This is a genomic window from Novosphingobium sp. PhB57, assembly GCF_004342985.1.
GTDB lineage: Bacteria > Pseudomonadota > Alphaproteobacteria > Sphingomonadales > Sphingomonadaceae > Novosphingobium.
Genome location: NZ_SMBO01000002.1, coordinates 455,207 through 476,316, shown reverse-complemented (window position 1 = coordinate 476,316; position 21,110 = coordinate 455,207). Strand labels below are relative to the sequence as shown.

Below are 21,110 nucleotides of genomic sequence, written 5' to 3'. Positions count from 1 at the left end.
CCCCGCCCGGCCCTGCGACGGCCCCGATCCCGCCCCCTTTCCCCCGAGGGGGCGGGATCTTTCTTCTGCAGAACGAGACGCAATCCCGGCGGGACGCGGCCATGTCGCGCGCAGGCCCCGCTTCCGGTCTTCCCCTTGCTTCCTGCCGATGGCACACCCGGACCCATAGAAGAAAGAGTGGGATCATGGACGCCAAGCAGATCTACGCCGCCAAACTGACTTCTGCCGACGAGGCGGTCCTGGCCATCGCCAGCGACAGCGACCTTGCCATGGGCATGGCTGTCGCCGAGCCGCCCGCGATCCTCGCCGCGCTTGCCCGGCGCGCCGAAGCCGGAACGCTGCGCGACTTGCGGGTCTGGTATCTCCTCTCGCAGACCCATGCCGGAACGACGATCCTGCGCCGCGACTTGCTCGACCGGATCCGGCCGCGCTGCCTGTTCATGGGCGGGGTCGAGCGCGCCCTCGTCAAGGCCGATCCCGCGGCGGAAGCGCTCATCGATTTCGTGCCGTGCGCCTTCAGCGGGTCCCCCCGGCTGCTGCGCGACGAATGCGCGCTGGACGCCTGCGTGCTCACCGTCTCGCCGATGGACGAAAGCGGCTATTTCAGCTTCGGCGCGGCCAATGACTATACCTCCGTTGCCGCGCACTGCGCCCGGACGGTGATCGTCGAAGTGAACCCGGCCATGCCCCGCGTGGCCTGTTCGACGCCGCTCCACGTCTCGCAGGTTGCCGCCATCGTCGAGAACGCCGTCCCGCTGCTATCGTTTGGCGAAGCGCCTTCCGCACCCGAGGACGAGGCCATTGCCGCGCGCATCGCCGACATGATCGACGACGGCGCCTGCCTCCAGATGGGCATCGGCAACCTTCCCGCGGCGGTCTGCCGCCGCATCGAAAGCCGCCGCGACCTTGGCATCCATACCGAATTGCTCACCCCGGCGATGGCGGGGCTGGTCCATGCCGGCGCCGTCTCCAACCGGCTGAAGGCCACTCATCCCGGCCGCAGCGTCTATACTTTCGCCATGGGCGACGCCCCGTTCTACCGCTGGATGGACGGTAATCCCCAACTCTACTCGCTGCCGGTCGACGTGGTGAACGACGCCGCCGAGATCGCCCGGAACGACAAAGTGGTCTCCGTCAACGCGACGATCCAGGTCGACCTTCAAGGCGCCTGCAATTCGGAATTCATGGGCGGGCGGCAGTTCTCGGCAGCGGGCGGCCAGCTCGATTTCGTGCGCGGCGCCTATGGATCGAAAGGCGGCCTCTCGATCATCGCCTGCCGCTCGACGGCGAAAGGCGGCACCGTCAGCCGCATAGTCCCGCGGCTCGACGGCCCGGTGACGACGCCCCGCAACGACGTCCACTGGATCGTCACCGAGCACGGCGCCGCCAACTTGCGCGGCAAGAGCCTGCGCGAACGGGCCGCGCTGCTGATCGGCCTGGCGGACCCTCGATTCCGGGACGAACTCGCCAAGGCGCTTTGACGGGAGCCGTCAAGAGAGGCCGCGGTCAACGCCCACACCGCAGGACGCGCCTGAGGCCGCGCCGCGATCTTGGCTGCGAAATTCGATCCAGCGCCATGTCGGAGCACCGGAGCCTAGATCGCCGCCGCGCCCAGTCGCACGATCCAGTCCGCATGACGCCTCTTGAGTTCCCGCTGCCAACCGAGCCCGATTTCCTCGCTGTCGAGCACTTCCAGCACTTCGAAGGCCAAGGATTCCGCGCCGTGTTCATCCCACGCCGCCTGCAGGCCGGGATGCGGGGAACCGCCGTGGCGCAGGCTGAAGAAGATCCGGTTGCCGATCGTCGCAAGGTCAGGCGCGCGGCCCACCCACACCAGGGCCGCCGCCTCGCAGCGCACCGCGTAGATGCCCCGCTCCGGTTTGCGCTGGCGATATGCCGCGACTGCCGCCTTGCGATCCATGATTTCCCTTTCTCGAGTCCCGATATTTTCACCCGGATAAATTGACTTGGCCGCAAAATCAAATTATCCGGGTAAAAATCATTCAGGATGGCTCGATGACACGGAACTGCACTGCCTTTCTTGGCATGACCCGCATAGCGCGCGGCAGCCCGGACCAACTCGTCGCCGCGCTGCGCGGGCGCGAGGATGGACTGCTCGTGTTCGACGATGCGGATGGCAGGGCCGTCGATCTCGACTGGCGCGGCGTTCCCGCGCTTGCGCAGGAAGAGGCGCCCCGGCGCCGTGGCCGGCCCAGGCTGGGCGTCACCGCCCGCGAAGTGACCCTGCTGCCGCGGCAGTGGGACTGGCTGTCCCGCCAGCCGGGCGGGGCCTCGCAGGCGCTGCGCCGTCTCGTTGACGAAGCGCGCAAGGCCGACGGCGGACGTACCGCGCGCCGCACAGCGCAGGAGCGGGCCTACCGCGTGATGTCCGCGCTCGGCGGCGACCTGCCCGGCTTCGAGGAAGCCTCACGCCTACTTTTCGCGGACAAGCTCGAAGAACTGGCCGCAGCGCTCGCGCCGTGGCCTGCCGACCTCAGGGACCATGTGCTCGAACTCGTCCAGCCGCGCGCCGAAGACTGAAACGAAAAAGGCGGCGCTCGCCGCGCCGCCTTTTCCTGTTCGATGTCTCGCACCCAATCGGGTGCGCCGTCGGCGCTGGGCCGTCGTGCTGGGCCTTCAGGCGGCGGCGTCGAGCCCGTAAGCGGTGTGCAGCACACGCACGGCCAGTTCGGTCTCGTCCGTGTCGATCAGGACCGAAACCTTGATCTCGCTGGTCGAGATGGCGATGATGTTGATGCCGCGGTCGGCCAGAGTCTTGAACATGGTCGAGGCCACACCGGCGTGGCTGCGCATGCCGACACCGACGACGCTGATCTTCGCGACATTGCTGTCGGCGATCATGCGGTAGTAACCGATGGCTTCCTTGCGTTCTTCCAGAAGCGCCTGCGCGCGGACGAGATCGGCCTGCGGCACCGTGAAGGTGACGTCGGTCTCGCCTTTGTCCTTGGCGACGTTCTGGATGATCATGTCGACGTTGATGTTCGATTCCGCGAGCGGCGCGAAGATCGCGGCCACGGCACCCGGACGGTCCGGCACGCGGGTAAGGGTAACCTTGGCTTCGTTCTTGTCGGCGGCGATGCCGGTGATCAGCTGGCGTTCCATGTCGCTTCCTTCTTGTTCGGCATTGGCCAGTTCCTCGTCGCTCACGATCATCGTGCCGGGCAAGGTATCGGCGGCCGGGGCATTCTCGTCGATGAACGAGGACAGCACCTGAACCCGCACGTTTTCCTTCATGGCCAGCGAGACGGAACGGGTCTGCAGGACCTTCGAACCGACCGAGGCCAGTTCGAGCATTTCCTCATAAGTCACCAGCGGCAGCTTGCGCGCCTTGGCGACGATGCGCGGGTCGGTGGTGTAGACGCCGTCGACATCGGTGTAGATGTCGCAGCGGTCGGCCTTGACCGCCGCCGCCACGGCCACGGCCGATGTGTCCGAACCGCCACGGCCCAGCGTGGTGATGCGATTGTCCGGCGAAACGCCCTGGAAACCGGGGATCACCGCGATCTCGCCCGCGGCCATCGAGGCCAGCAGCGCTTCCGAATCGAATTCCTCGATACGGGCCTTGGCATGGGCGTCGTCGGTCTTGATCGGCAGCTGCCAACCCAGCCACGAGCGTGCCTTGCAGCCCATCGCCTGCAGCGTCAGCGCCAGCAGGCCCGAAGTGACCTGCTCGCCCGAAGCCACGACAACGTCGTATTCGGCGGGATCGTAGAGCGCATTCGCCTCGCGGCAGAAGTTGACGAGGCGATCGGTCTCGCCCGCCATTGCCGAAACGACGACCGCGACTTCGTGGCCCGCTTCCTGCTGGCGTTTGACGATACCCGCCACGCGCCGGATTCGCTCGGTGCCGGCCATCGAGGTGCCGCCGAATTTCATCACGATACGTGCCAAGGTGCCGTTGCCCCCTTCGGGTTGTGCGCAGGAGAGATGCGCGTGTGGATAAGAGTCGGCCGGGCTGTTAGGGGGGAGTCATGGATAATGCAACTGCTTCGAACACGCCTTCTCGCGCAACAATCGATCCGAAGGAAGCCGCTCACTTCGGCGCGATGGCGGCGGAATGGTGGGATCCCAAGGGTTCCTCGGCCATGCTGCACAAGCTGAACCCGGTACGCCTGGCCTTCATCCGCGCCGAGATCGACCGCCACTTCTCCACCGACTCGCGCATGCTGCGGCCTCTTGCGGGCAAGCGCGCGTTGGACGCGGGCTGCGGCGCCGGCCTGCTTTGCGAACCGCTCGCCCGCCTGGGCGCGGCCGTGACGGGCGTGGATGCAGCGGCCGAGAACGTGGCTTCGGCACGCAGCCATGCCGAAGCCATGGGGCTACCCATCGCGTACCGGCACGGCGAACTCGGCCAGCTCGGCCTCTCTGGCTTCGATCTCGTCTGCTCGCTGGAAGTGATCGAGCACGTCACTGACAAGGCGCTGTTCATCGGCCAGCTTGCCGAGGCGATGGCGGACGACGGGCTGATGTTCCTTTCCTGCCCCAACCGCACCCCGGCCTCGCGCCTGCTGCTGGTCGAGGCGGCCGAGCGGCTGGGCAAAGTGCCGCGCGGCACGCACGACTGGAAGGAATTCGCCACCCCCGACGAATTGCGCGATCTGGCGGCAGGCGCCGGGCTGGTGCTGGGCGAGCCCAAGGGCATCGCCTGGTCGCCGACGGCAGGATTGCACCTTTCGGACGATCTCTCGCTGAACTTCATCGCGACCGCACGGAAGATATAGGCGGCCGCTCCGGCGAGGACGCCATGTCGGCTAGAGCGTCCTCGCCAAAGCCGATATGGCGAGCCGGGCCTGCGCCTCGCGCTCCTGCCAGGACCCGCCGATCCGCGTGAAGGGCACCTCTGCGCGCACCAGCATCTCTTCCGCGAGGGCAGCGAAGCGCGCGCGCCTATCGTCCGTGCCGAAGAAACGGGTGCCGTCATCACGCCATGGCACATCGGGCGCGAAGAGCAGGTAGTGGTCCGCCTTGGGGTAGGCCAGCAGCGCCGGCGGCACGTCGCCGAACAGCATCTGCGCCCAGGCGGCGGTCATGAGCTGGTCGGTATCGAGGAGCAGGACCGGCGGGCGCGCGGCCATGGCCTTGCGATTTTCCTCGGCCTGGCCCTCGGCAATGGCAAGAAGGTCCGCCATCGTCAGGTCGGTGCCGTGCTCCTCGCAATACGTGCGGCCGTATTCCGGCACCCAGGGATAGCCCAGCCGCTCCGCCAGCACCGACTTCCCGGTGCTTTCCGCGCCGTGGAGGCACAAGGTGATCACGCCGCTTCGGCTTTCTCGGCCGCGATCCACTCGCGCAGGCCCAGTACCGACATCGCCAGCAGCACCACGTAGAGCGCCGTCGTCGGCCAAAGCCCCTTGTAGATATAGACCCCGATCGAGGCGACATCGATCATGATCCACAGCACCCAGTTCTCGATGCGGCGGAAGCCCAGCAGGATCTGCGCGGCGATACTGGCCCCGGCGATGGCGGAATCCGCATAGGGCAGCGACGCGTCGGTGAACTTGTGCATGACCCAGCCCAGGTTCAGCGCCAGCGCCGCCGTGCCCATCAGCCAGAGCAGCCGCGCGAAATTGCCCAGGCGGCGGACCGGAACCCGGCTTTCGCCGCCCCCCGCGCGCACCCAGAGCACCCAGCCCCAGATCTGCGCGGCGAAGAAGAACAGTTGCAGCCCCGCTTCCCCGTAGAGCTTCGCGTCCCAGAACACGACGAAGTAGAGCATGACCATGGCCATGCCGAACGGATAGTTCCACACGCTGCGCTGCACGAGGAGCGCGATATTGGCGAGCCCGAGTGCCGCCGCTGCCCATTCGATCGGATCCATCGCGACGCTTCAGCCGGCCTGCATCATGGTCATCACCGCCGGCCCGTCAGCCCAGCGCCGCCTCCCAATCGGGCGCCTTGAACCCTACCAGCAGTCCGCCGGGATATTCCACGACCGGCCGCTTGATGCAGCTTGGGTTGGCCGCCATGATTGCAACCGCCTTGGCGGCATCGATGTCGGCCTTGTCGGCCTCGGGCAGCTTCTTGAATGTGGTCCCGGCGCGATTGAGAAGCTTTTCCCAGCCGGCCTGCGCCACCCACCGCTCGAGTCGGGCCGCTTCGGCGCCTTCCTTCTTGTAGTCGTGGAAAGTGTATTTGCTGCCTCGGGCGTCCAGCCAGTTCCTTGCCTTCTTGACGGTGTCGCAATTCGGAATGCCGTAGAATTCGAGGCTCACGTCTTCACGTCCTTTGGAAGCGGTGCACCCGCGGCGAATCGCAGGTGAAGAGGGTATAGCTCTCGTAGTAGCCTTCCCGGCCGCGCTTTTGCACGACGATATGTTCGGCATGGCGCGCCCAGCCCCGTGCGGACGGCTCGTCTTCCCATTCGGACATGGCGATCACTTCCCCGTCGTCGCTGAGGTAGCTTTTGAAGGAGAGAAAGCCCGGCTGGTTTCGGGCGAGCTCCTCCATATGGTCGGCATCGTGGACATAGGCCTCGGCATCGATGTCGACGCGTTTTCGGTTGCGGAAGACGACGAGAAACATGGCGCACCCCTTATCGATTTTCCCCGCTCCTAGCCGTCCGCCCGCGCCATTCAAGCGCAGGAACAACCACTTCTGCTGAATTTCGCCCCCGCGGAGGGATCGGCACGATCCGAAAAGAGCGATCTGTCCCGTGCGCGGGACGTCATCTGCCCCGTGCGCGAGATGTCATCTGTCGCGTGCGCGAGGCTGGACAAACCGATCCTTGCGCGACAAAGCGCCTCCATGAGCGTGAACACATTCGGACGCCTTTTCCGTTTCACCACCTGGGGCGAAAGCCACGGACCGGCCATCGGCGCCGTCGTCGACGGGTGCCCGCCGGGCCTGGCGATAGACGAAAGCACGCTCCAGCCCTTCCTCGACGCGCGCCGCCCCGGCCAGTCGAAGTTCACGACCCAGCGCCAGGAACCGGACCAGGTCCGCATCCTTTCGGGCGTGTTCGAGGGCCAGGATGGCGTGCGGCGCACGACGGGCACGCCGATCAGCCTGATGATCGAGAACGTCGATCAGCGCTCCAAGGACTATTCGGATGTCGCCAAGGCCTACCGCCCCGGCCATGCGGACTATGCCTATGACGCCAAGTACGGCTTCCGCGACTACCGCGGCGGCGGGCGCAGTTCCGCGCGCGAAACCGCCAGCCGCGTGGCGGCCGGCGGCGTGGCGCGGCTGGTGATCCCCGAAGTGCAGATCCTGGCCTATGTCTCCGAGATCGGCGGCGATGCGATCAACATGGCGCAGTTCGATGCCGCGGAAATCGGCAACAACCCGTTCTTCTGCCCCGACGCGGAAGCCGCGAAGCGCTGGGAAAAGATCGTCGACGATGCACGCCTGGCCGGCTCCTCGGTCGGCGCGGTCGTCGAATGCATCGCCACCGGCGTTCCCGCCGGCTGGGGCGCGCCGCTCTACGGCAAGCTGGACGCCGACCTTGCCGCCGCGATGATGGGCATCAACGCGGTAAAGGGCGTGGAGATCGGCGACGGTTTCGCCGCCGCGCGCCTGACCGGCGAGCAGAATGCCGATCCCATGCATCCGGGCGTTGGTGGCCCCGAATTCAGCGCCAACCACGCGGGCGGCATCGCTGGCGGCATCTCGACCGGCCAGCCGGTGGTGGTGCGCGTGGCCTTCAAACCCACCAGTTCGATCCTCACCCCGCAGCCGACGATCAACCGCGAAGGCGAGGCCACCGAACTGCTCACCAAGGGTCGCCACGATCCCTGCGTGGGCATTCGCGGCGTGCCGGTGGTCGAGGCGATGATGGCGCTGGTCCTGGCGGATCACAAGCTGCTGCACCGGGGGCAATGCGGCTGATCGGGCCGATCTGCCGGCGCTGAGCAGGCGTTCCTGAACCTCGGGACGCCGCCTGCGAACGCTACCTGCGTTTCTTGAGAACGACGTAGATCGCCCCTTGTCCGCCGTGGCGGCGGTGCGCGCCGCGGATGGCGACGATGTCGAGCGCGTGGTCGCTGGCTGCGAGCCAGTCCGTGATCTTGGCGCGGATCGCGCCCCGCGCAGTGGCGCGGTCCATCGCATCGACCGGCCGGGGCTTGCCCGTGACGATCAGCACGACCCGCGCGCCCATGGCCTTCGCCTGCGTGAGCCCGTGCATCAGCCGCACATAGGCCTGGTCGAGGTTGGAACCGTGAAGGTCCAGGCTGAAGTCGGGAACCAGCGTCCCCTTGGAAATGCGCTTTTCCCACGAGCCATCGAGGTGCAGCGGCGCGTCCGCCTTCGGCTTGGTCGCAACCGGCTTCGGCGGCAGGGGAGCCGGTATCCGGCCTTTCACTTTCTTGGGCGGAGAGGCGGGCGGAAGCACCACCGTCCGCACCGGTGCCGCCATGAGAGCCGTGGGAATGGCGACGGGCCTGCGCTTTTCGAGCGGCGTCACGGTCCGGGCGACTTGCGCCCAGATTTCCGCTTCATCCGCTGTCAGTCGCCGCCCCGGTCGCCGCATCGCCGTTCTACCGCACGCCGAGGCGCGACAGGGTGCCCTTCGGCACCAGGATCAGCGCCTCGCCCCGGCCGCTCATCCCACCGGCGGTAAGCCGCGCCTGCTCACCCGAGCCCCAGAACGTGTCGAAGCGGTTGGCGCCCTTGATCGCCCCGCCGGTGTCCTGCGCCACCCACAGGCCGGTCGCCTCGCGCCGGTCCAGCCGCAGCCACACCGGAGCGCCCAGCGGCACGAAGCGCGGGTCGGCCGCCACCGAGGCATGGGCACGCACCGGCACGTTCAGCGCGCCGAGCGGACCATCGCCCTTGAGTTCCTTGAAGAACACCCACGACTTGTTCTCGCGCATCAGCGCCGCGCCATCGGCGGGCCGGTCGTGGATATATTGGATGATGCCCTGCATCGATCCCGAATATTGCCCCGGCGCCGAACCAACGAGGCCGCGATCGCGCATGACGCCGCCGATCCCGGTATAGGGCAGGCCATTCTGCCCGGCATAACCGATCCGCATCACGCTGCCGTCCGGCGCGCGCAGGCGGCCCGATCCCTGGACCTGGAGAAAGAAGAACTCGATCGGATCCGCGACCCAGGCGATCTCCAGCCCCTTGCCCGCGAGCACGCCCTGCTCGATGGCGGCGCGGTCGTAATAGGGCACGAAGACACCGCTGACATCGTAGCGCCCCAGCGGCATCCGCCCGCTGGAGGTCGGCGCGGCATCGCCCGCCTTCGCGCGCACCAGATCGCCCGGCATCGAATAGACCGGGACGGCATAGCCTGGAACGGGCAAGCGGGAGCCGGCGATCTCCGGCTCGAAATAGCCGGTGGCAAAGCCCTTGCCGTCACCCACGCGTGCGGTTTCGAAATAGGCGGCGAAGAACTGCGCGGCCGGTTTGCCGCTCCACGCCGCAGCGGCGGCACAGGCCTGGCGCCAGTCGGCCGGACGAGTCAGCCCGCTCGCATCGGCGCGCACGGTGACGCGCGGGCAGCTTTCGCGGAACGAGGCCAGCGCCGCGGCGGCATCGGTCGCGTTCATCGGCAGCGAAGAAACCGAAGGCCCTTGCTTGACCCCGGCAGCGACAGCGCTGGCGGGCTGCGGCACAGCCGGTTGGGCCGGGGCGGTCGGTCGGGGTTGCTGTGCCGGCGGCCGGGCGGGCGGACGCGAAGGCCCCTTGGGCCCGGGCACGACCTGCACGCAGGCGGCCAGCAGCGCCGGCAATACGAAGGCAGATATACGGCGCCATGGAAAACGCGACTCCCGATGGCGCGACACGCTCCCTCCCCGCAAAATCGATCTCCGAAACCTGATAACAACAAGGCCGGACCTTTCGGCCCGGCCTGTCGATCCTTGTGGGATCATCGGCGCGAAATCAACCGCGCGGGGCGATCAACCGGCGTCGGTTTCGTCGAGCAGCCAGTCGGGACCGGACGAATTGAGCTGACGGCTGAAGGTCCAGACGTCCACCGCCTCGATCGCATCGTCGAGCGAACCGGCGATCACATGGCCTTCGGCGTCGCGCGTGACGGCAGCGATATCGGAGCGGAAGCGCAAGGTGATGCGGGCAAGGCCGCTTTCCACCCCGGCCGAGACGATCGCGACATCCTCGATACGGATGAGGCGGTTGTCCATGGTCTCGCCGGCAGCAACACGCGCGTCGATCGCGGCGGCGAAGCTGTCATACACATCGCCTTCGCAGAGGGCGCGAAGCTCGGCCTTGTCGCCCTTCCAGAACGACTCCAGGATCAGGCGATAGGCACTGCGCGCGCCTTCCAGGAAAGCATAAGCGTCGAAACGACGATCCGCGCCGGAAATCTCCGCCAGGCCGCGTTCCACGGAGGGCGGCGCAAGCGGCCTTTCGCGCAGGCGCTGGGGCTGGCCGACCCGGCCGCGTTCGTCTCCCTTGGCATCGCCCTTCGCATCGGGCTTGCCGTCCGCCTTGGGGGCAGGGACGCGCGGCGCACCGGGCTGGCCCTGGCGGCCTTCGAAGCGCCCCTGGATCGGCTCTTCCTCATGCTCGGCGCGGCGGCCGAGTACCGAATAGAGCCGCAGGCCAAGGAAGGCTGCGATCATGGCCAGGATCACGATTTCCGGTGTCACGTTCCTTTGTCCATCCTTGTGTTGGACGCTTCTGGGATACGGGTGGAGCGTTTCACGCCATCCGCCCGAAGGCGCCATCATAGACCCAGATAGGTACGGTTTTCAAATGAACAACGCGTGAGCAACGGTATCTGGGATTTTTCCGCCGTTACGAGTGCTACAACCGGACCAACGCCCCCGGCCCGCAAGCGTTCCCTGTCCTCCCTGCGCCGCCCCCGCGCGCGCCCTATGCCCGGTTATGCCGCTATGCCTGCGAATCGGCCGGCGGCGTGCCTTTGCACCCCCGCTCAAGGGCGGTTTGCAACAATTTACCCCTTCTCGGGTGTTCCACCGGCCCGCAAAATGCTTTAGGCGCGCGGCCAGACTTCAATCCGTGCGCCCGTAACGGGCCAATTTATCGGGAATCACCAAATGGCCGACGAAGGCAACGTCATCTCCGATCTCAACCTCGGCAACGGCGAGGATTCCGCGCCGGCCGCCGGCGTCATCTCGCAGTACGTCAAGGACCTTTCGGTCGAGAATCCGAACGCACCGCAGAGCTTCTCCTGGCAGGACGAGCCGCAGATCGAAGTGCAGTTCAACATCGGCGCCCGCCAGATCGACGGCGAAGTGCATGAAGTCGAACTGAAGATCACTTGCGCCTCGAAGGGCCCGCAGGGCACCGCTTTCGTGGTCGATCTCGCTTATGCCGCCCTCGTCGGCATGCGTAACCTGGAAGAGAGCCAGGCCCACGCGTTCCTCTACGCCGAAGCCCCGCGCATCCTGTTCCCCTTCGCCCGCCGCGTCGTTGCCGACGCCGTGCGCGATGCCGGCTTCGCGCCGCTGATGCTGGAGCCGATCGACTTCAACGGTCTCTACATCCAGCAGATCCAGGCGCAGCAGCAGGCCGACGCCGCCCAGGGCGAGCCGGTCGGCCACGCCTGAGGCCACAGCTTGAAAGGCGCATGACGCGCGTTTCTGCACTATCGGCCCGCGCCTCCGACCTGGAGACGTGGGCCGTTGGTTTTTCCGGGACCGGCATTTCTGGAACCGGGACCAAGGCGATCATCGGGAAGTTCCGGGCATGAACCTTACCAAGGCGCTCGCCAGTGTCGGCGGCCTCACTCTGGCCAGCCGCGTGCTCGGTCTGGTCCGCGACAGCCTGTTCGCCCGCTTCGTGGGGGCAGGCTTCGCCTCGGACGCCTTCCTGATCGCCTTCCGCCTGCCCAACATGTTCCGCGCCCTCTTCGCGGAAGGGGCCTTCGCTTCGGCCTTCATCCCGATGTTCAACCAGAAGGTCGCCAACCGGGACGGTCCGGGCCTGCCCGCCGGGATCGCCTTCGCCGAACAGGCGCTCGCCGTGCTCCTGCCCATCCTGCTGGCGATGACGCTGGTGCTGGAAGTCTTCGCATGGCCGGTGACGTTCCTGCTTTCGGGCAATTTCAACGGCGTTTCGCAGGAGCAGTTCGCTTTCGCGGTGCAGCTCAGCCGCCTGACGATTCCCTATCTGGCGCTCATCAGCCTGGTCTCGCTTCTGGGCGGCATCCTCAATTCGCTGAACAAGTTCTGGGTCAATGCGGCCGCACCGATCCTGCTGAACCTGACGCTGATCGTGGCGCTGCTGGGCTTCCATTCCGCCGATGCGCTGGTGACCGCGCGTAACCAGGCCATCGGCGTCTCGGTGTCCGGCGCGCTCCAGTTGCTCTGGCTGATGTGGGCCTGCCGCGCGAACGGCGTGTCGATGCGCCTGCGCATGCCGGTGTGGAATGCCGACGTGAAGCAGCTGATGAAGCTGATCCTGCCCGCGGCGGCCGGCGCTGGTGCCGTCCAGATCAACCTCGTGATTTCCACTGCGCTCGCCGCCTCGCTGCTGGCGCACGGCTCGGTCACTTACATCTACATGGCCGACCGCCTGAACCAGCTTCCCCTCGGCCTGATCGGCATCGGCCTGGGCACCGTGCTGCTGCCGACGATCTCGCGCCAGCTTGGCGGCGGTGACGAGGCCGCGGCGATGGATACCCAGAACCGCGGCATGGAACTGGCCCTGCTGCTCACCCTGCCCGCGGCGGTCGCCCTGATCGTCTGCGGCCAGCCGATCGCCGCCGCGCTGTTCGGCTACGGCAAGTTCGACGCCGTGGACGTGGCGCGCACGGCGGAGGCACTCGCCGCCTTCTCGATCGGCCTGCCCAGCTATATCCTCGTGAAAGTGCTCACCCCCGGCTTCTACGCCCGGCAGGACACGAAAACGCCGGTGCGCTACGCGATGATGTCGATGGCGGTGAACCTCGTCCTCAACCTCGCGCTGATCGTGCCGCTGCAGCACATGGGCCCGCCGCTGGCGACCGCGATCGCCTCCACCGCCAATGTCGCTATGCTCTACTGGACGCTGGTGAAGCGCGGGCATTTCCAGTCCGATGCCCGCCTGAAGCGCCGCGCCCCGCGCCTTGCACTTGCGGCCGGAGCGATGGGCGTGGTGCTCTGGTTCGGGCAGGACCTGCTGACACCTTATCTCCACGGCACCTGGCTGGTGCGCGGTCTCGCGCTGGCCGCGCTCGTTTCGGCGGGCGGCTTGGTCTATGCGCTGGCGACCCTGGCGACCGGCGCCTTCACGCGAGACGATCTCGCCCTGCTGCGCCGCCGCAAGGCTGGCTGAGCCGGCGATGGGCGCCCTGGGCCGCAGCATCCGCGAATCCAGCGCCGCCGCCCGCGGGCAAGCAGCGGCGCGCCGGGACCGAGGCCCCCTCTTCCATCCCGGCAAAGCTGTGCTATGAGCCCTGCCCATGCACGGCCTTTCGCACACGAAGTCTGCCGAATCCCGTCGCCTCTCGTGGCGATGGGGGGGCGCTGCGCGCAAGACGCGCTGAACCGGGGCGCGCCTGCCGCGCCGACACCGCCTGCATCGGCGCCCTCCCGGGCGCACCTTTAGATCCCCGACCACTCACAACTCGCGAAGGACGCGTCCATGCGTATCGTCTCCGGCATCCAGCCCACCGGCAACCTGCATCTCGGCAACTATCTCGGTGCGATCCGCAATTGGGTCTCGATGCAGGACGAAGTCGCCGCGCAGGGCGGTGACAGCCTCTACTTCCTGGCCGATCTCCACGCGATTTCCATGCCGCACGACCCGGCCACCCTCTCCGCCAACACGCGCGAGATGGTCGCGGCCCTGGTCGCCTGCGGCGTCGATCCCGACCGCTCGATCCTGTTCAACCAGACCCAGGTTCCCCAGCATGCCGAACTGCAATGGCTGCTCAACGGCACCGCGCGCATGGGCTGGCTGAACCGCATGACCCAGTGGAAGGACAAGGCGGGCAAGAACCGCGAAGGCGCCTCGGTGGCGCTGTTCACTTATCCGGTGCTCCAGGCCGCCGACGTGCTGCTCTACCAGGCCACTCACGTCCCCGTGGGCGAGGACCAGAAGCAGCACCTCGAACTCGCCCGCGACATCGCGCAGAAGTTCAACAACGACTTCGCGCCCAAGGACGAAAACGGGGAAGACGTCCCCGTCTTCACCCTGCCCGCGCCGATCATTCCGCCCGAGGCCGCCCGCATCATGTCGCTGCGCGATGGTTCGTCGAAGATGAGCAAGTCCGACCCCTCGGACATGGCGCGCATCAACCTGACCGACGATGCCGACACGATCATGCAGAAGGTCAAGAAGGCCAAGACCGACCCCGAGCCGCTGCCTTCCGAAAAGGAAGGCCTCGAAGGCCGCGCCGAGGCGCGCAACCTCGTGGGCATCTATGCGGTGATGGCCGGCACCACGATGGAGGCGGTCCTGTCCGACTTCGGCGGCGAGGGCTTCGGCAAATTCAAGCCGGCGCTGGGCGAGCTGCTGGTGGAAAAGCTGGCACCGATCAACGCCCGCTTCGTGGAACTGCGCAGCGACCGCGGCGCGCTCGACGCCATCTTGCGCAAGGGTTCGGAAAAGGCCCGCGCGCTCGCCGTGCCGACGCTGGACAAGGCTTACGAGGCGCTCGGCCTGGTGCGCTGAGGACAGCATGGCGTCGTCCCGGATCCGGTCCGGGACGACGCTTCGCTCAGGAATCCAGTCCCAGGAGCTTCGCCCGGCGCCGCATCCACGTCGCCGCGAGTGCGCCTACCTCGCCCAATGCGTCCAGCCCCTCGCGGTCCTTCTTGTGCTCGCCGGCGATCAGCAGGCCGAAGACCCGGCGGACGCTCCATGCGGGCCAAGGCCGCTCGGCCAGCACCATGCGGTCCCCGGCGGCAACTTCGCCCTCCTCCAGAACCCGGTAGTACCAGCCCGACCGGCGCGACTTCACCACGCCGGCGTTGACGGCCGAGCCGCCGAAGCGGTGATCGAGCTTCCAGCAGGGCTGCCGCCCCTGGGAGACCTCGACCAGGGCCGTGCCCAGCCGCCAGCGATCGCCCACGCAGATCATGTCCTCGGTCAGGCCCTCGGTGGCGATGTTCTCGCCGAAAGCGCCATAGTCCGAGAGAAGCGGATGGGCGCCGATCGAGTCGCGCCAGAAGGCATAGTGATCGTGCGGATAGTGATGGATCGCCTTGTCCGGCCCGCCGTGGACCGCAAGATCCGCCTGCTCGTCGCCCTCCAGTCCCAGCCGACGGACGCGAACCGCTCCCTCCACCGCCAGCTTGCCGATGGCGCTGGGTTCGTCCGCGCCGCGAAAAGGGCTGACTTTTCCGCATTGCACGGAGAGAATCGCGATGGAATTCGTCTCGGGGGAACTGTTCAACATCGCCGGCGCTTCCTACATGATTACCCTGATCTCAGGCCGTGACTCACGGCTGAATGGACAAAGGCCACATCAAACGGCTTATCGCCGGTTAGCCTCCATTCAACCGCTATTCAGGGCATTGATATTAAGGCAGAGTCGCAAGGAATCACAGGCCGCGCTTGGGAAGGGCGTTTCGGACCTGGCAGGTTCGTGGAGTGAAACCGATGACAGAACATCCCGGAACCCATCTCGGAAAGCTGAGGCTAGCAGCCGTGGCTTTCATGCTGATGGCCCTCGCCGCCTGCGCAACGCCCTTCAAGGCCGACGTTTCGCGTTTCCAGTCGCAGCTTCCGGCACCGTCCGGCCAGACCGTCGCCGTCGTGGCGGACGATCCCAAGCTTGCGGGCGGCCTCGAATTCGCAACTTACGCCCGTCTGGTCAGCGATCGCCTGCAGAAGGTGGGCTATGCCACCGTGGACGATCCTTCGAAGGCAACCCTGATCGCCCGCTTCGACTACGGCGTCGACACCGGCCGTGAGCGCGTCCGTTCGACGCCCGCAATGGGCGGCGGCTACTGGGGCCCGTGGTATGGCGGCGGCTGGGGCGGCCGTGGCTACTACGGTCGTGGCTGGGGCGGCGGCTGGGGCTGGGGCGGCCCGTGGCGCTATGGCTGGTACGATCCGTTCTTCGATGGCGGCGTGGATTCCTACACCGTCTACACCAGCGGCATCACGCTGAAGATCGACCGTGCGGCCGACAACCAGCGCCTGTTCGAAGGCAAGGCCGAGGCCGTTTCGGCTTCGAACCACCTGCAGTACCTCATTCCGAACCTCGTCGAATCGATGTTCACGAATTTCCCCGGGAACTCGGGCGAGACCGTGCGCATTACCGTCGCGCCGGAAAAGAAGTGATCTTTAGAAAAATGAGCTGATTGGCTCCCCCTGCGAAGAGGGAGGCACCGAGGGGCGGGTCCGCTGAAATATGCGGGCCCGTCCTTTCTTTTTGCCGGTCCGGCCCGTATCGCAGCCGCTCCGGTTGACCGCCGCCAACCGCACGGGAATGCTCGCCGCCTAATGAACACCTTCATGGCCATCATGTCGCAGCTCTTCTGGGGCGTGACCGTGGGCGCTCTTTCCGCAGCCTTTTCAACGCTTGCCAAAGGGCTCGCGGCGATCGCCGGGATCGGCGGAGTGGGCTGGTATTCGCTGAAGCGCCGCCGCGACAAGCGCGCGCGACTCGATCGCAAGGATTGACGGAAAACAGGGGAGCATTGCCCCTGCCCCTTCAAAACGGCCGAAGTCAGGCGCCGGCGCGCCCATCGCATCCTCCAGGGACCGACCGGCACGCCGCAGGAAACGCGCAAGAAAGCTGAAATATCGAGGGTCCGGGGTATAACCCCCGGGACGTCCCTCAGCTTCCCAGGGCGACGACCCCGCCGGTCGAACCGAATCCGCCTTCACCGCGCTCGGTGGATTCCAGCTCATCCACCGTCAGCCAGGCGGCGCGCGTCACCGGCGCCAGCACGAGCTGTGCCACACGGTCGCCGCGGCGGATCTCGAAAGCCTGCGCGCCGTGGTTGATCAGGATGACCTTGAGTTCGCCGCGATAGTCCGAATCGATCGTGCCCGGCGAATTCGGTACCGAGATCCCGTGCTTGAGCGCCAGACCCGAACGCGGACGGACCTGGATCTCGAAGCCCGGCGGAATCGCCATGGCCAGGCCGGTGGCAACGGCATGACGGCCGCCCGGTGCCAGCGTCACGTCTTCCGCAGAGACCACGTCCATGCCCGCCGCACCGTTCGTGGCGTAAGCGGGCAAGTCCAGCCCTTCGCCGTGAGGCAGGATCTTGACGGGAACGGGGACGTCAGCGGGGGAGTGCATCTGCGAACCTTTCGACGAGGGCGCGCGCGACGTCCTCCTTGGGCATTTCCGGAAGACTGATCACATCGTCCGCGCGCACGATGTGGACCGCATTCACATCGCCGCCCATGACATCGCCCGACACGTCGTTGGCGATGATCCAGTCGGCACCCTTGCGTTTGCGTTTTTCGGTGGCGTAGCGAATGACGTCCTGCGTCTCCGCAGCGAAGCCGATCACCAGCGGTGGCCGTTCGGGGCTGGTCGCGAGCGTGGCCAGGATGTCGGGATTTTCGGTGAGCAAGAGGGCCGGCGGCGCGGAGCCGCGCTTCTTGAGCTTCTGGTCGGCCGTATGGGCGACGCGCCAGTCGGCCACGGCCGCGACCATGACGGCGATGTCGGCCGGCATGGAGCGCTTCACCGCCTCGGCCATCTGCAACGCGCTTTCCACATCCACGCGGTCGACACCGGGCGGCGTGGGCAAGTGGACCGGCCCCGCCACCAGGGTGACCCGCGCGCCCGCCTCGGCAGCGGCGGCAGCGATTGCGAAGCCCTGCTTGCCCGAGGAACGGTTGGCGATGTAGCGCACCGGGTCGATCGGCTCCCAGGTCGGCCCGGCAGTGACCAGGACGTGGCGCCCGGAAAGCGGCCCCTCGAAAGGCGCCTGCGCCAGTTGCAGCGCTTCGGGATCGGTGGCGGGCGCGGCGCGCGCCTCGCCTTTGCGGGCCGCCAGCGCGGCTTCTTCCGGCGTGAAACCGAGATCTTCATGGCTGGCGGCAAGGCCTGCGTCCCGGCCGCCGCCTCCGCCGTCGCCAAAGGTGATGGCCTGCTTGCCCTTCTGCCGCCCGCGCGCGATCAGGCCGCCGGAAAGGCCGCCCAGGCCGATATCGTCGGGTTCCGAATGCTCGGGCTCAGGCGTCGCGAACTGCGGCTGCCAGCTGAAAGGATCGCCCCCCGGCAACGGCGCGACTTCCACCGGGCCGAGGCCGAGCGCCCAGGCGATGCGCTGCCAGATCGCCAGCGGATCGGGCAGCCGGCCGGGGCCGTATTCGCCGCAGGCCATGGTGCCTTCGTCAGGCTCCATCACGTCCACCCCGGCATCGCGCAGCACCTGGACGTTGCGCGTGGTGGCGGCGTGCTGCCACATGCGCACGTTCATCGCCGGGACCGCCATGACCGGCTTGTCCGTCGCCAGCAGCATGGTCGTGGCGAGATCGTCGGCAATGCCCGACGCCATCTTGGCCAGAAGATCCGCCGTCGCCGGGCAGACCACGACGAGGTCCGCCTCCCGGCTGAGCTGGATATGCCCCATCTCGGCTTCGTTTTTGAGGTCCCAGAGCGTGGTGTAGACCGGTTTTTCGGACAAGGCCGCAAGCGCCATGGGCGTGACGAAGTGCGCTCCGCCCTCGGTCAGGACGCAAGTGACTTCGCCGCCTTCCTTGCGGATCTGCCGGACGAGTTCGCAGGACTTGTAAGCGGCGATACCGCCGCCCACGACCAGGAGAATGCGTGGTCCACTCATGCTCGGGGCTTGTGCAACACCGCGCCGGAGGGCGCAATCAGTTTGGGAATGCCGGCCTCAAAAACGGCGCATCATCCCATCAGCGCCCAATATGTCAGCCCCCAGGCCGCCGCACCGCCCAGCACCGCTGCAAGGCCGCGGCCCAGCCAGGGGTTGCCCTCGGGCTTGTGCTTGCTGCGGCGCTCCCAGATGAGGTCGACATCGGGCAGCGGCGCCTGTTCGGGCGCGCCGCCCTTGGGTGGGAACTTCTCCTCGATCCGCCGCACCAGCGCCGGCAGGCGCAGCAGCGTGCCGAGATCCTCGCGCAGGCGGTCGGCAATGACCGCCTCGGGGCCGAGTTCGTCGCGCAGCCAGCTCTTCACGAAGGGCGCCGAAACGTCCCACATGTTGATGTCGGGATCGAGCGCGGTGGCCAGGCCTTCGACCATGACCATGGTCTTCTGGAGCAGCAGCAGGTGCGGCTGCACCGCCATGTCGAAATCGCGCGTGATCGCGAAAAGCCCGTCGAGCATCTGGCCGACCGACAGTTCGGAAACCGGCTTGCCGCGCATGGGCTCGCCCACCGCGCGCAGCGCCGTCGCGAACTCTTCGACGGTGTGGTAGCTCGGGACGTATTGCGCCTCAAAATGGATTTCGGCCACGCGGCGATAGTTGCCGGTGGTGAGGCCGTAGAGGATCTCCGCCAGCCAGAGCCGGGCCTGCCGGTTGATGCGGCCCATGATGCCGAAGTCGATGGCGACGATAGTGCCGTCGTTCTCCACGAACAGGTTGCCCTGGTGCATGTCGGCATGGAAAAAGCCGCTGGAGATCGCCTGGGTGAGGAACGTGATCACCAGCTTGTGCGCCAGCCGGGGCAGATCGTGGCCCGCCGCGCGCAGACCGGCGAGGTCGCTCATCTTGGTGGCACCGATCCACTCGATCGTCAGGACCTGCCCATTGGTGCGGTCCCAGTCGATGTGCGGCACGCGGTAGCCGTGGATGCCCTTCATCGCATCGGAGAGTTCCGATGCCGAGGCGGCTTCCCGCCGCAGGTCCAGCTCGCGCAGGGTCCAGCGCTTGAGGTTGGCGACGACCGCGCGCGGACGCAGGCGAGAGGCTTCCCCGCCCAGCGCCTCGAGATGGGCGGCGGCCCATTCATACGTCTCGACGTCGCGGGCGAACTGCTCGCGAATGCCGGGGCGCAGCACTTTCACCGCCACGGTGCGGCCGTCAGGCGTGATCGCCCGGTGCACCTGGGCGATCGAAGCGGCGCCGACCGGGTCTTCCTCGATCGAGGCGAAGACCTGCTCCAGCGGGCGGCCGAAGCTGCTCTCGATCACCTGGCGGATCTCGGAGAAAGCCACCGGCGGCAGGCTGTCCTGCAGGGTCAGCAGATTGCGCGCAGGCCCCTCGCCCACGAGATCGGGCCGCGTCGCCAGCGCCTGGCCGAGCTTGATCGCGGCCGGGCCGATTTCCTGGAAGGCGCCGGCATAGTCCGGCTCGGCGGGCTGGCGGGTGCCGAAGCGGGCGATCCGGGAGAGGCGCTTGACCTGGGCCGGGGCATTGCGGTCGTTCTCGATCCCGCGCAGCGCGCCATGGCGTGCGAGGACGCGCCCCCACTTGAGGAGGCGCAGGACGTGCGTCGTGGAACCCGTCACTTGTCCGGTTACACTTTCCAGCCCGAGTGGATCGCGACGAGGCCGCCCATGATCGGCTCGACCTTGGTGTGCTTGAATCCAGCCGCGCGGATCATCCGTTCGAATTCCGGCATCGGCGGGAAGCGGCGGATCGATTCGATCAGGTAGCGGTACGATTCGGCGTCACCGGCAATGGCCTGCCCGATCTTCGGCACCAGATGGTGCGAATAGGCATCGTAGACTTCCTTGAAGCCGGGCCATTCGGTGGTCGAGAATTCGAGGCAGAAGAAACGTCCGCCGAACTTGAGCACGCGGTGCGCCTCGGCCAGCGCCTTGTCGATATGGGTGACGTTGCGAATGCCGAAAGCGATCGTGTAGGCGTCGAAGAACCGGTCCCCGAAAGACAGCACCTCGGCGTTCTGGCGCGACCAGACCAGGCCATCTATGCCCTGCTCCATCGCGCGCTCGATGCCGACGTCCAGCATGTCCTGGTTGATGTCCGACACGGTGATCGAGGCGCCCTCCGCCGCCATGCGGAAGGCGATGTCGCCCGTGCCGCCGGCCATGTCGAGAATCTGTTCGCCTTCGCGCGGCTTCACGCGGCGCACGAACTTGTCCTTCCAGAGCCGGTGCATGCCCACGGACATGGCATCGTTCATCACGTCGTACTTGCGTGCGACGCTGGAGAAGACGGCGCCGACGCGCCCTTCCTTCTCGTCGGGGCTGACCTCTTCGTAGCCGAAGGAAACCGTTTCGCTCATGGCGCAGTCCTCTAGCCGTCCGGCCGCGCCTGCGCCACCCGGTGATTTGGTTATTTTGCCGAGGGGGCCGCGTTGCGCGGGGTGTCCGCCGGCTG

23 protein-coding genes are annotated in these 21,110 nt (G+C 67.1%); 9 read left to right on the top strand and 14 right to left on the bottom strand.

The features are described from left to right. Positions 1 to 185: 185 nt before the first annotated feature. Complete coding sequence (locus EDF58_RS09935) at positions 186 to 1,481, top strand: acetyl-CoA hydrolase/transferase C-terminal domain-containing protein (protein ID WP_132264934.1); 1,296 nt, start codon at positions 186 to 188, stop codon at positions 1,479 to 1,481. Positions 1,482 to 1,594: 113 nt separating this feature from the next. On the opposite strand, the gene EDF58_RS09930 is transcribed toward EDF58_RS09935, so the two are convergent. Continuing rightward, the gene (locus EDF58_RS09930) at positions 1,595 to 1,921 is read right to left on the bottom strand and encodes a GIY-YIG nuclease family protein (RefSeq protein ID WP_132264932.1); all 327 of its coding nucleotides are present in this window, start codon (positions 1,919 to 1,921) and stop codon (positions 1,595 to 1,597) included. A gap of 95 nt (positions 1,922 to 2,016) precedes the next feature. Here EDF58_RS09930 and EDF58_RS09925 point away from each other — a divergent pair, with 95 nt between their 5' ends. Further along, entirely contained in the window at positions 2,017 to 2,541 is a 525-nt protein-coding gene (locus EDF58_RS09925; RefSeq protein WP_132264930.1) for a DUF2239 family protein, read from the top strand. 96 nt (positions 2,542 to 2,637) lie between these two features. Here EDF58_RS09925 and EDF58_RS09920 read toward each other — a convergent pair whose 3' ends face one another. Continuing rightward, entirely contained in the window at positions 2,638 to 3,897 is a 1,260-nt protein-coding gene (locus tag EDF58_RS09920) for an aspartate kinase (protein ID WP_207912896.1), read from the bottom strand. A gap of 95 nt (positions 3,898 to 3,992) precedes the next feature. Here EDF58_RS09920 and ubiG point away from each other — a divergent pair, with 95 nt between their 5' ends. After that, the gene (ubiG, locus tag EDF58_RS09915; RefSeq protein WP_132264927.1) at positions 3,993 to 4,742 is read left to right on the top strand and encodes a bifunctional 2-polyprenyl-6-hydroxyphenol methylase/3-demethylubiquinol 3-O-methyltransferase UbiG; all 750 of its coding nucleotides are present in this window, start codon (positions 3,993 to 3,995) and stop codon (positions 4,740 to 4,742) included. Between the two features lie 30 nt (positions 4,743 to 4,772). Here the strand turns inward: ubiG and EDF58_RS09910 are convergent, their stop codons facing one another. The 4 genes from EDF58_RS09910 to EDF58_RS09895 are packed head-to-tail and all read right to left on the bottom strand — an operon-like array spanning position 4,773 to position 6,543. Beyond that, positions 4,773 to 5,276: an ATP-binding protein gene (locus tag EDF58_RS09910; RefSeq protein WP_132264925.1), complete on the bottom strand. Its 504-nt coding sequence runs from the start codon at positions 5,274 to 5,276 to the stop codon at positions 4,773 to 4,775. Then, complete coding sequence (gene pnuC / locus EDF58_RS09905) at positions 5,273 to 5,839, bottom strand: nicotinamide riboside transporter PnuC (protein WP_132264923.1); 567 nt, start codon at positions 5,837 to 5,839, stop codon at positions 5,273 to 5,275. Before pnuC ends, EDF58_RS09910 begins: the two co-directional genes overlap by 4 nt. Positions 5,840 to 5,885: 46 nt before the next feature. Continuing rightward, positions 5,886 to 6,233, bottom strand: coding sequence for an arsenate reductase (locus tag EDF58_RS09900; protein ID WP_132264921.1), 348 nt, complete (start codon positions 6,231 to 6,233; stop codon positions 5,886 to 5,888). A gap of 4 nt (positions 6,234 to 6,237) precedes the next feature. Next, positions 6,238 to 6,543, bottom strand: coding sequence for an antibiotic biosynthesis monooxygenase (locus EDF58_RS09895; RefSeq protein WP_132264919.1), 306 nt, complete (start codon positions 6,541 to 6,543; stop codon positions 6,238 to 6,240). 222 nt (positions 6,544 to 6,765) lie between these two features. Between EDF58_RS09895 and aroC the strand changes: the two genes are divergently transcribed. Next, the gene (gene aroC / locus EDF58_RS09890) at positions 6,766 to 7,848 is read left to right on the top strand and encodes a chorismate synthase (protein WP_132264917.1); all 1,083 of its coding nucleotides are present in this window, start codon (positions 6,766 to 6,768) and stop codon (positions 7,846 to 7,848) included. Between the two features lie 61 nt (positions 7,849 to 7,909). Here aroC and EDF58_RS09885 read toward each other — a convergent pair whose 3' ends face one another. The 3 genes from EDF58_RS09885 to EDF58_RS09875 all read right to left on the bottom strand — a co-directional run bounded on the left by EDF58_RS09885 (position 7,910) and on the right by EDF58_RS09875 (position 10,580). Further along, positions 7,910 to 8,491 carry a Smr/MutS family protein gene (locus EDF58_RS09885; RefSeq protein WP_132264916.1) on the bottom strand — a complete coding sequence of 194 codons (582 nt, stop codon included), beginning with the start codon at positions 8,489 to 8,491 and terminating at the stop codon, positions 7,910 to 7,912. A gap of 7 nt (positions 8,492 to 8,498) precedes the next feature. After that, positions 8,499 to 9,716 carry a murein transglycosylase A gene (locus tag EDF58_RS09880; protein WP_347812886.1) on the bottom strand — a complete coding sequence of 406 codons (1,218 nt, stop codon included), beginning with the start codon at positions 9,714 to 9,716 and terminating at the stop codon, positions 8,499 to 8,501. Positions 9,717 to 9,869: 153 nt separating this feature from the next. Beyond that, complete coding sequence (locus tag EDF58_RS09875) at positions 9,870 to 10,580, bottom strand: Tim44/TimA family putative adaptor protein (protein ID WP_132264912.1); 711 nt, start codon at positions 10,578 to 10,580, stop codon at positions 9,870 to 9,872. A 411-nt stretch (positions 10,581 to 10,991) separates the two neighbouring features. Between EDF58_RS09875 and secB the strand changes: the two genes are divergently transcribed. The 3 genes from secB (at position 10,992) to trpS (ending at position 14,553) form a co-directional block, all read left to right on the top strand. Continuing rightward, positions 10,992 to 11,504, top strand: a complete 513-nt coding sequence (gene secB, locus EDF58_RS09870) for a protein-export chaperone SecB (protein WP_132264910.1) — start codon at positions 10,992 to 10,994, stop codon at positions 11,502 to 11,504. Between the two features lie 139 nt (positions 11,505 to 11,643). Next, positions 11,644 to 13,212: a murein biosynthesis integral membrane protein MurJ gene (murJ, locus tag EDF58_RS09865; protein WP_132264908.1), complete on the top strand. Its 1,569-nt coding sequence runs from the start codon at positions 11,644 to 11,646 to the stop codon at positions 13,210 to 13,212. 309 nt (positions 13,213 to 13,521) lie between these two features. Continuing rightward, on the top strand, positions 13,522 to 14,553 hold the full coding sequence (gene trpS / locus EDF58_RS09860) for a tryptophan--tRNA ligase (RefSeq protein WP_132264907.1): 1,032 nt from the start codon (positions 13,522 to 13,524) through the stop codon (positions 14,551 to 14,553). Positions 14,554 to 14,599: 46 nt separating this feature from the next. On the opposite strand, the gene EDF58_RS09855 is transcribed toward trpS, so the two are convergent. Beyond that, complete coding sequence (locus EDF58_RS09855) at positions 14,600 to 15,280, bottom strand: MOSC domain-containing protein (protein WP_132264905.1); 681 nt, start codon at positions 15,278 to 15,280, stop codon at positions 14,600 to 14,602. Between the two features lie 203 nt (positions 15,281 to 15,483). Between EDF58_RS09855 and EDF58_RS09850 the strand changes: the two genes are divergently transcribed. Both EDF58_RS09850 and EDF58_RS09845 read left to right on the top strand, forming a co-directional pair. Then, positions 15,484 to 16,170, top strand: a complete 687-nt coding sequence (locus tag EDF58_RS09850; RefSeq protein WP_132264904.1) for a DUF4136 domain-containing protein — start codon at positions 15,484 to 15,486, stop codon at positions 16,168 to 16,170. Between the two features lie 174 nt (positions 16,171 to 16,344). Continuing rightward, a complete protein-coding gene (locus EDF58_RS09845) occupies positions 16,345 to 16,512 on the top strand; it encodes a hypothetical protein (protein WP_243654160.1) in 168 nt (55 codons plus the stop codon). A gap of 157 nt (positions 16,513 to 16,669) precedes the next feature. Here the strand turns inward: EDF58_RS09845 and dut are convergent, their stop codons facing one another. From dut to EDF58_RS09825, 4 genes are all read right to left on the bottom strand, one after another. After that, positions 16,670 to 17,140 (bottom strand): dUTP diphosphatase, encoded by a 471-nt coding sequence (dut, locus tag EDF58_RS09840; RefSeq protein ID WP_132264900.1) that lies wholly within the window; start codon positions 17,138 to 17,140, stop codon positions 16,670 to 16,672. Further along, complete coding sequence (locus EDF58_RS09835; protein WP_132264898.1) at positions 17,124 to 18,638, bottom strand: bifunctional phosphopantothenoylcysteine decarboxylase/phosphopantothenate synthase; 1,515 nt, start codon at positions 18,636 to 18,638, stop codon at positions 17,124 to 17,126. Before EDF58_RS09835 ends, dut begins: the two co-directional genes overlap by 17 nt. A 71-nt stretch (positions 18,639 to 18,709) precedes the next feature. Continuing rightward, positions 18,710 to 20,275, bottom strand: coding sequence for a 2-polyprenylphenol 6-hydroxylase (gene ubiB, locus EDF58_RS09830; RefSeq protein WP_132264896.1), 1,566 nt, complete (start codon positions 20,273 to 20,275; stop codon positions 18,710 to 18,712). Between the two features lie 8 nt (positions 20,276 to 20,283). Continuing rightward, on the bottom strand, positions 20,284 to 21,015 hold the full coding sequence (locus tag EDF58_RS09825) for a class I SAM-dependent methyltransferase (RefSeq protein ID WP_132264894.1): 732 nt from the start codon (positions 21,013 to 21,015) through the stop codon (positions 20,284 to 20,286). Between the last annotated feature and the right edge of the window lie 95 nt (positions 21,016 to 21,110).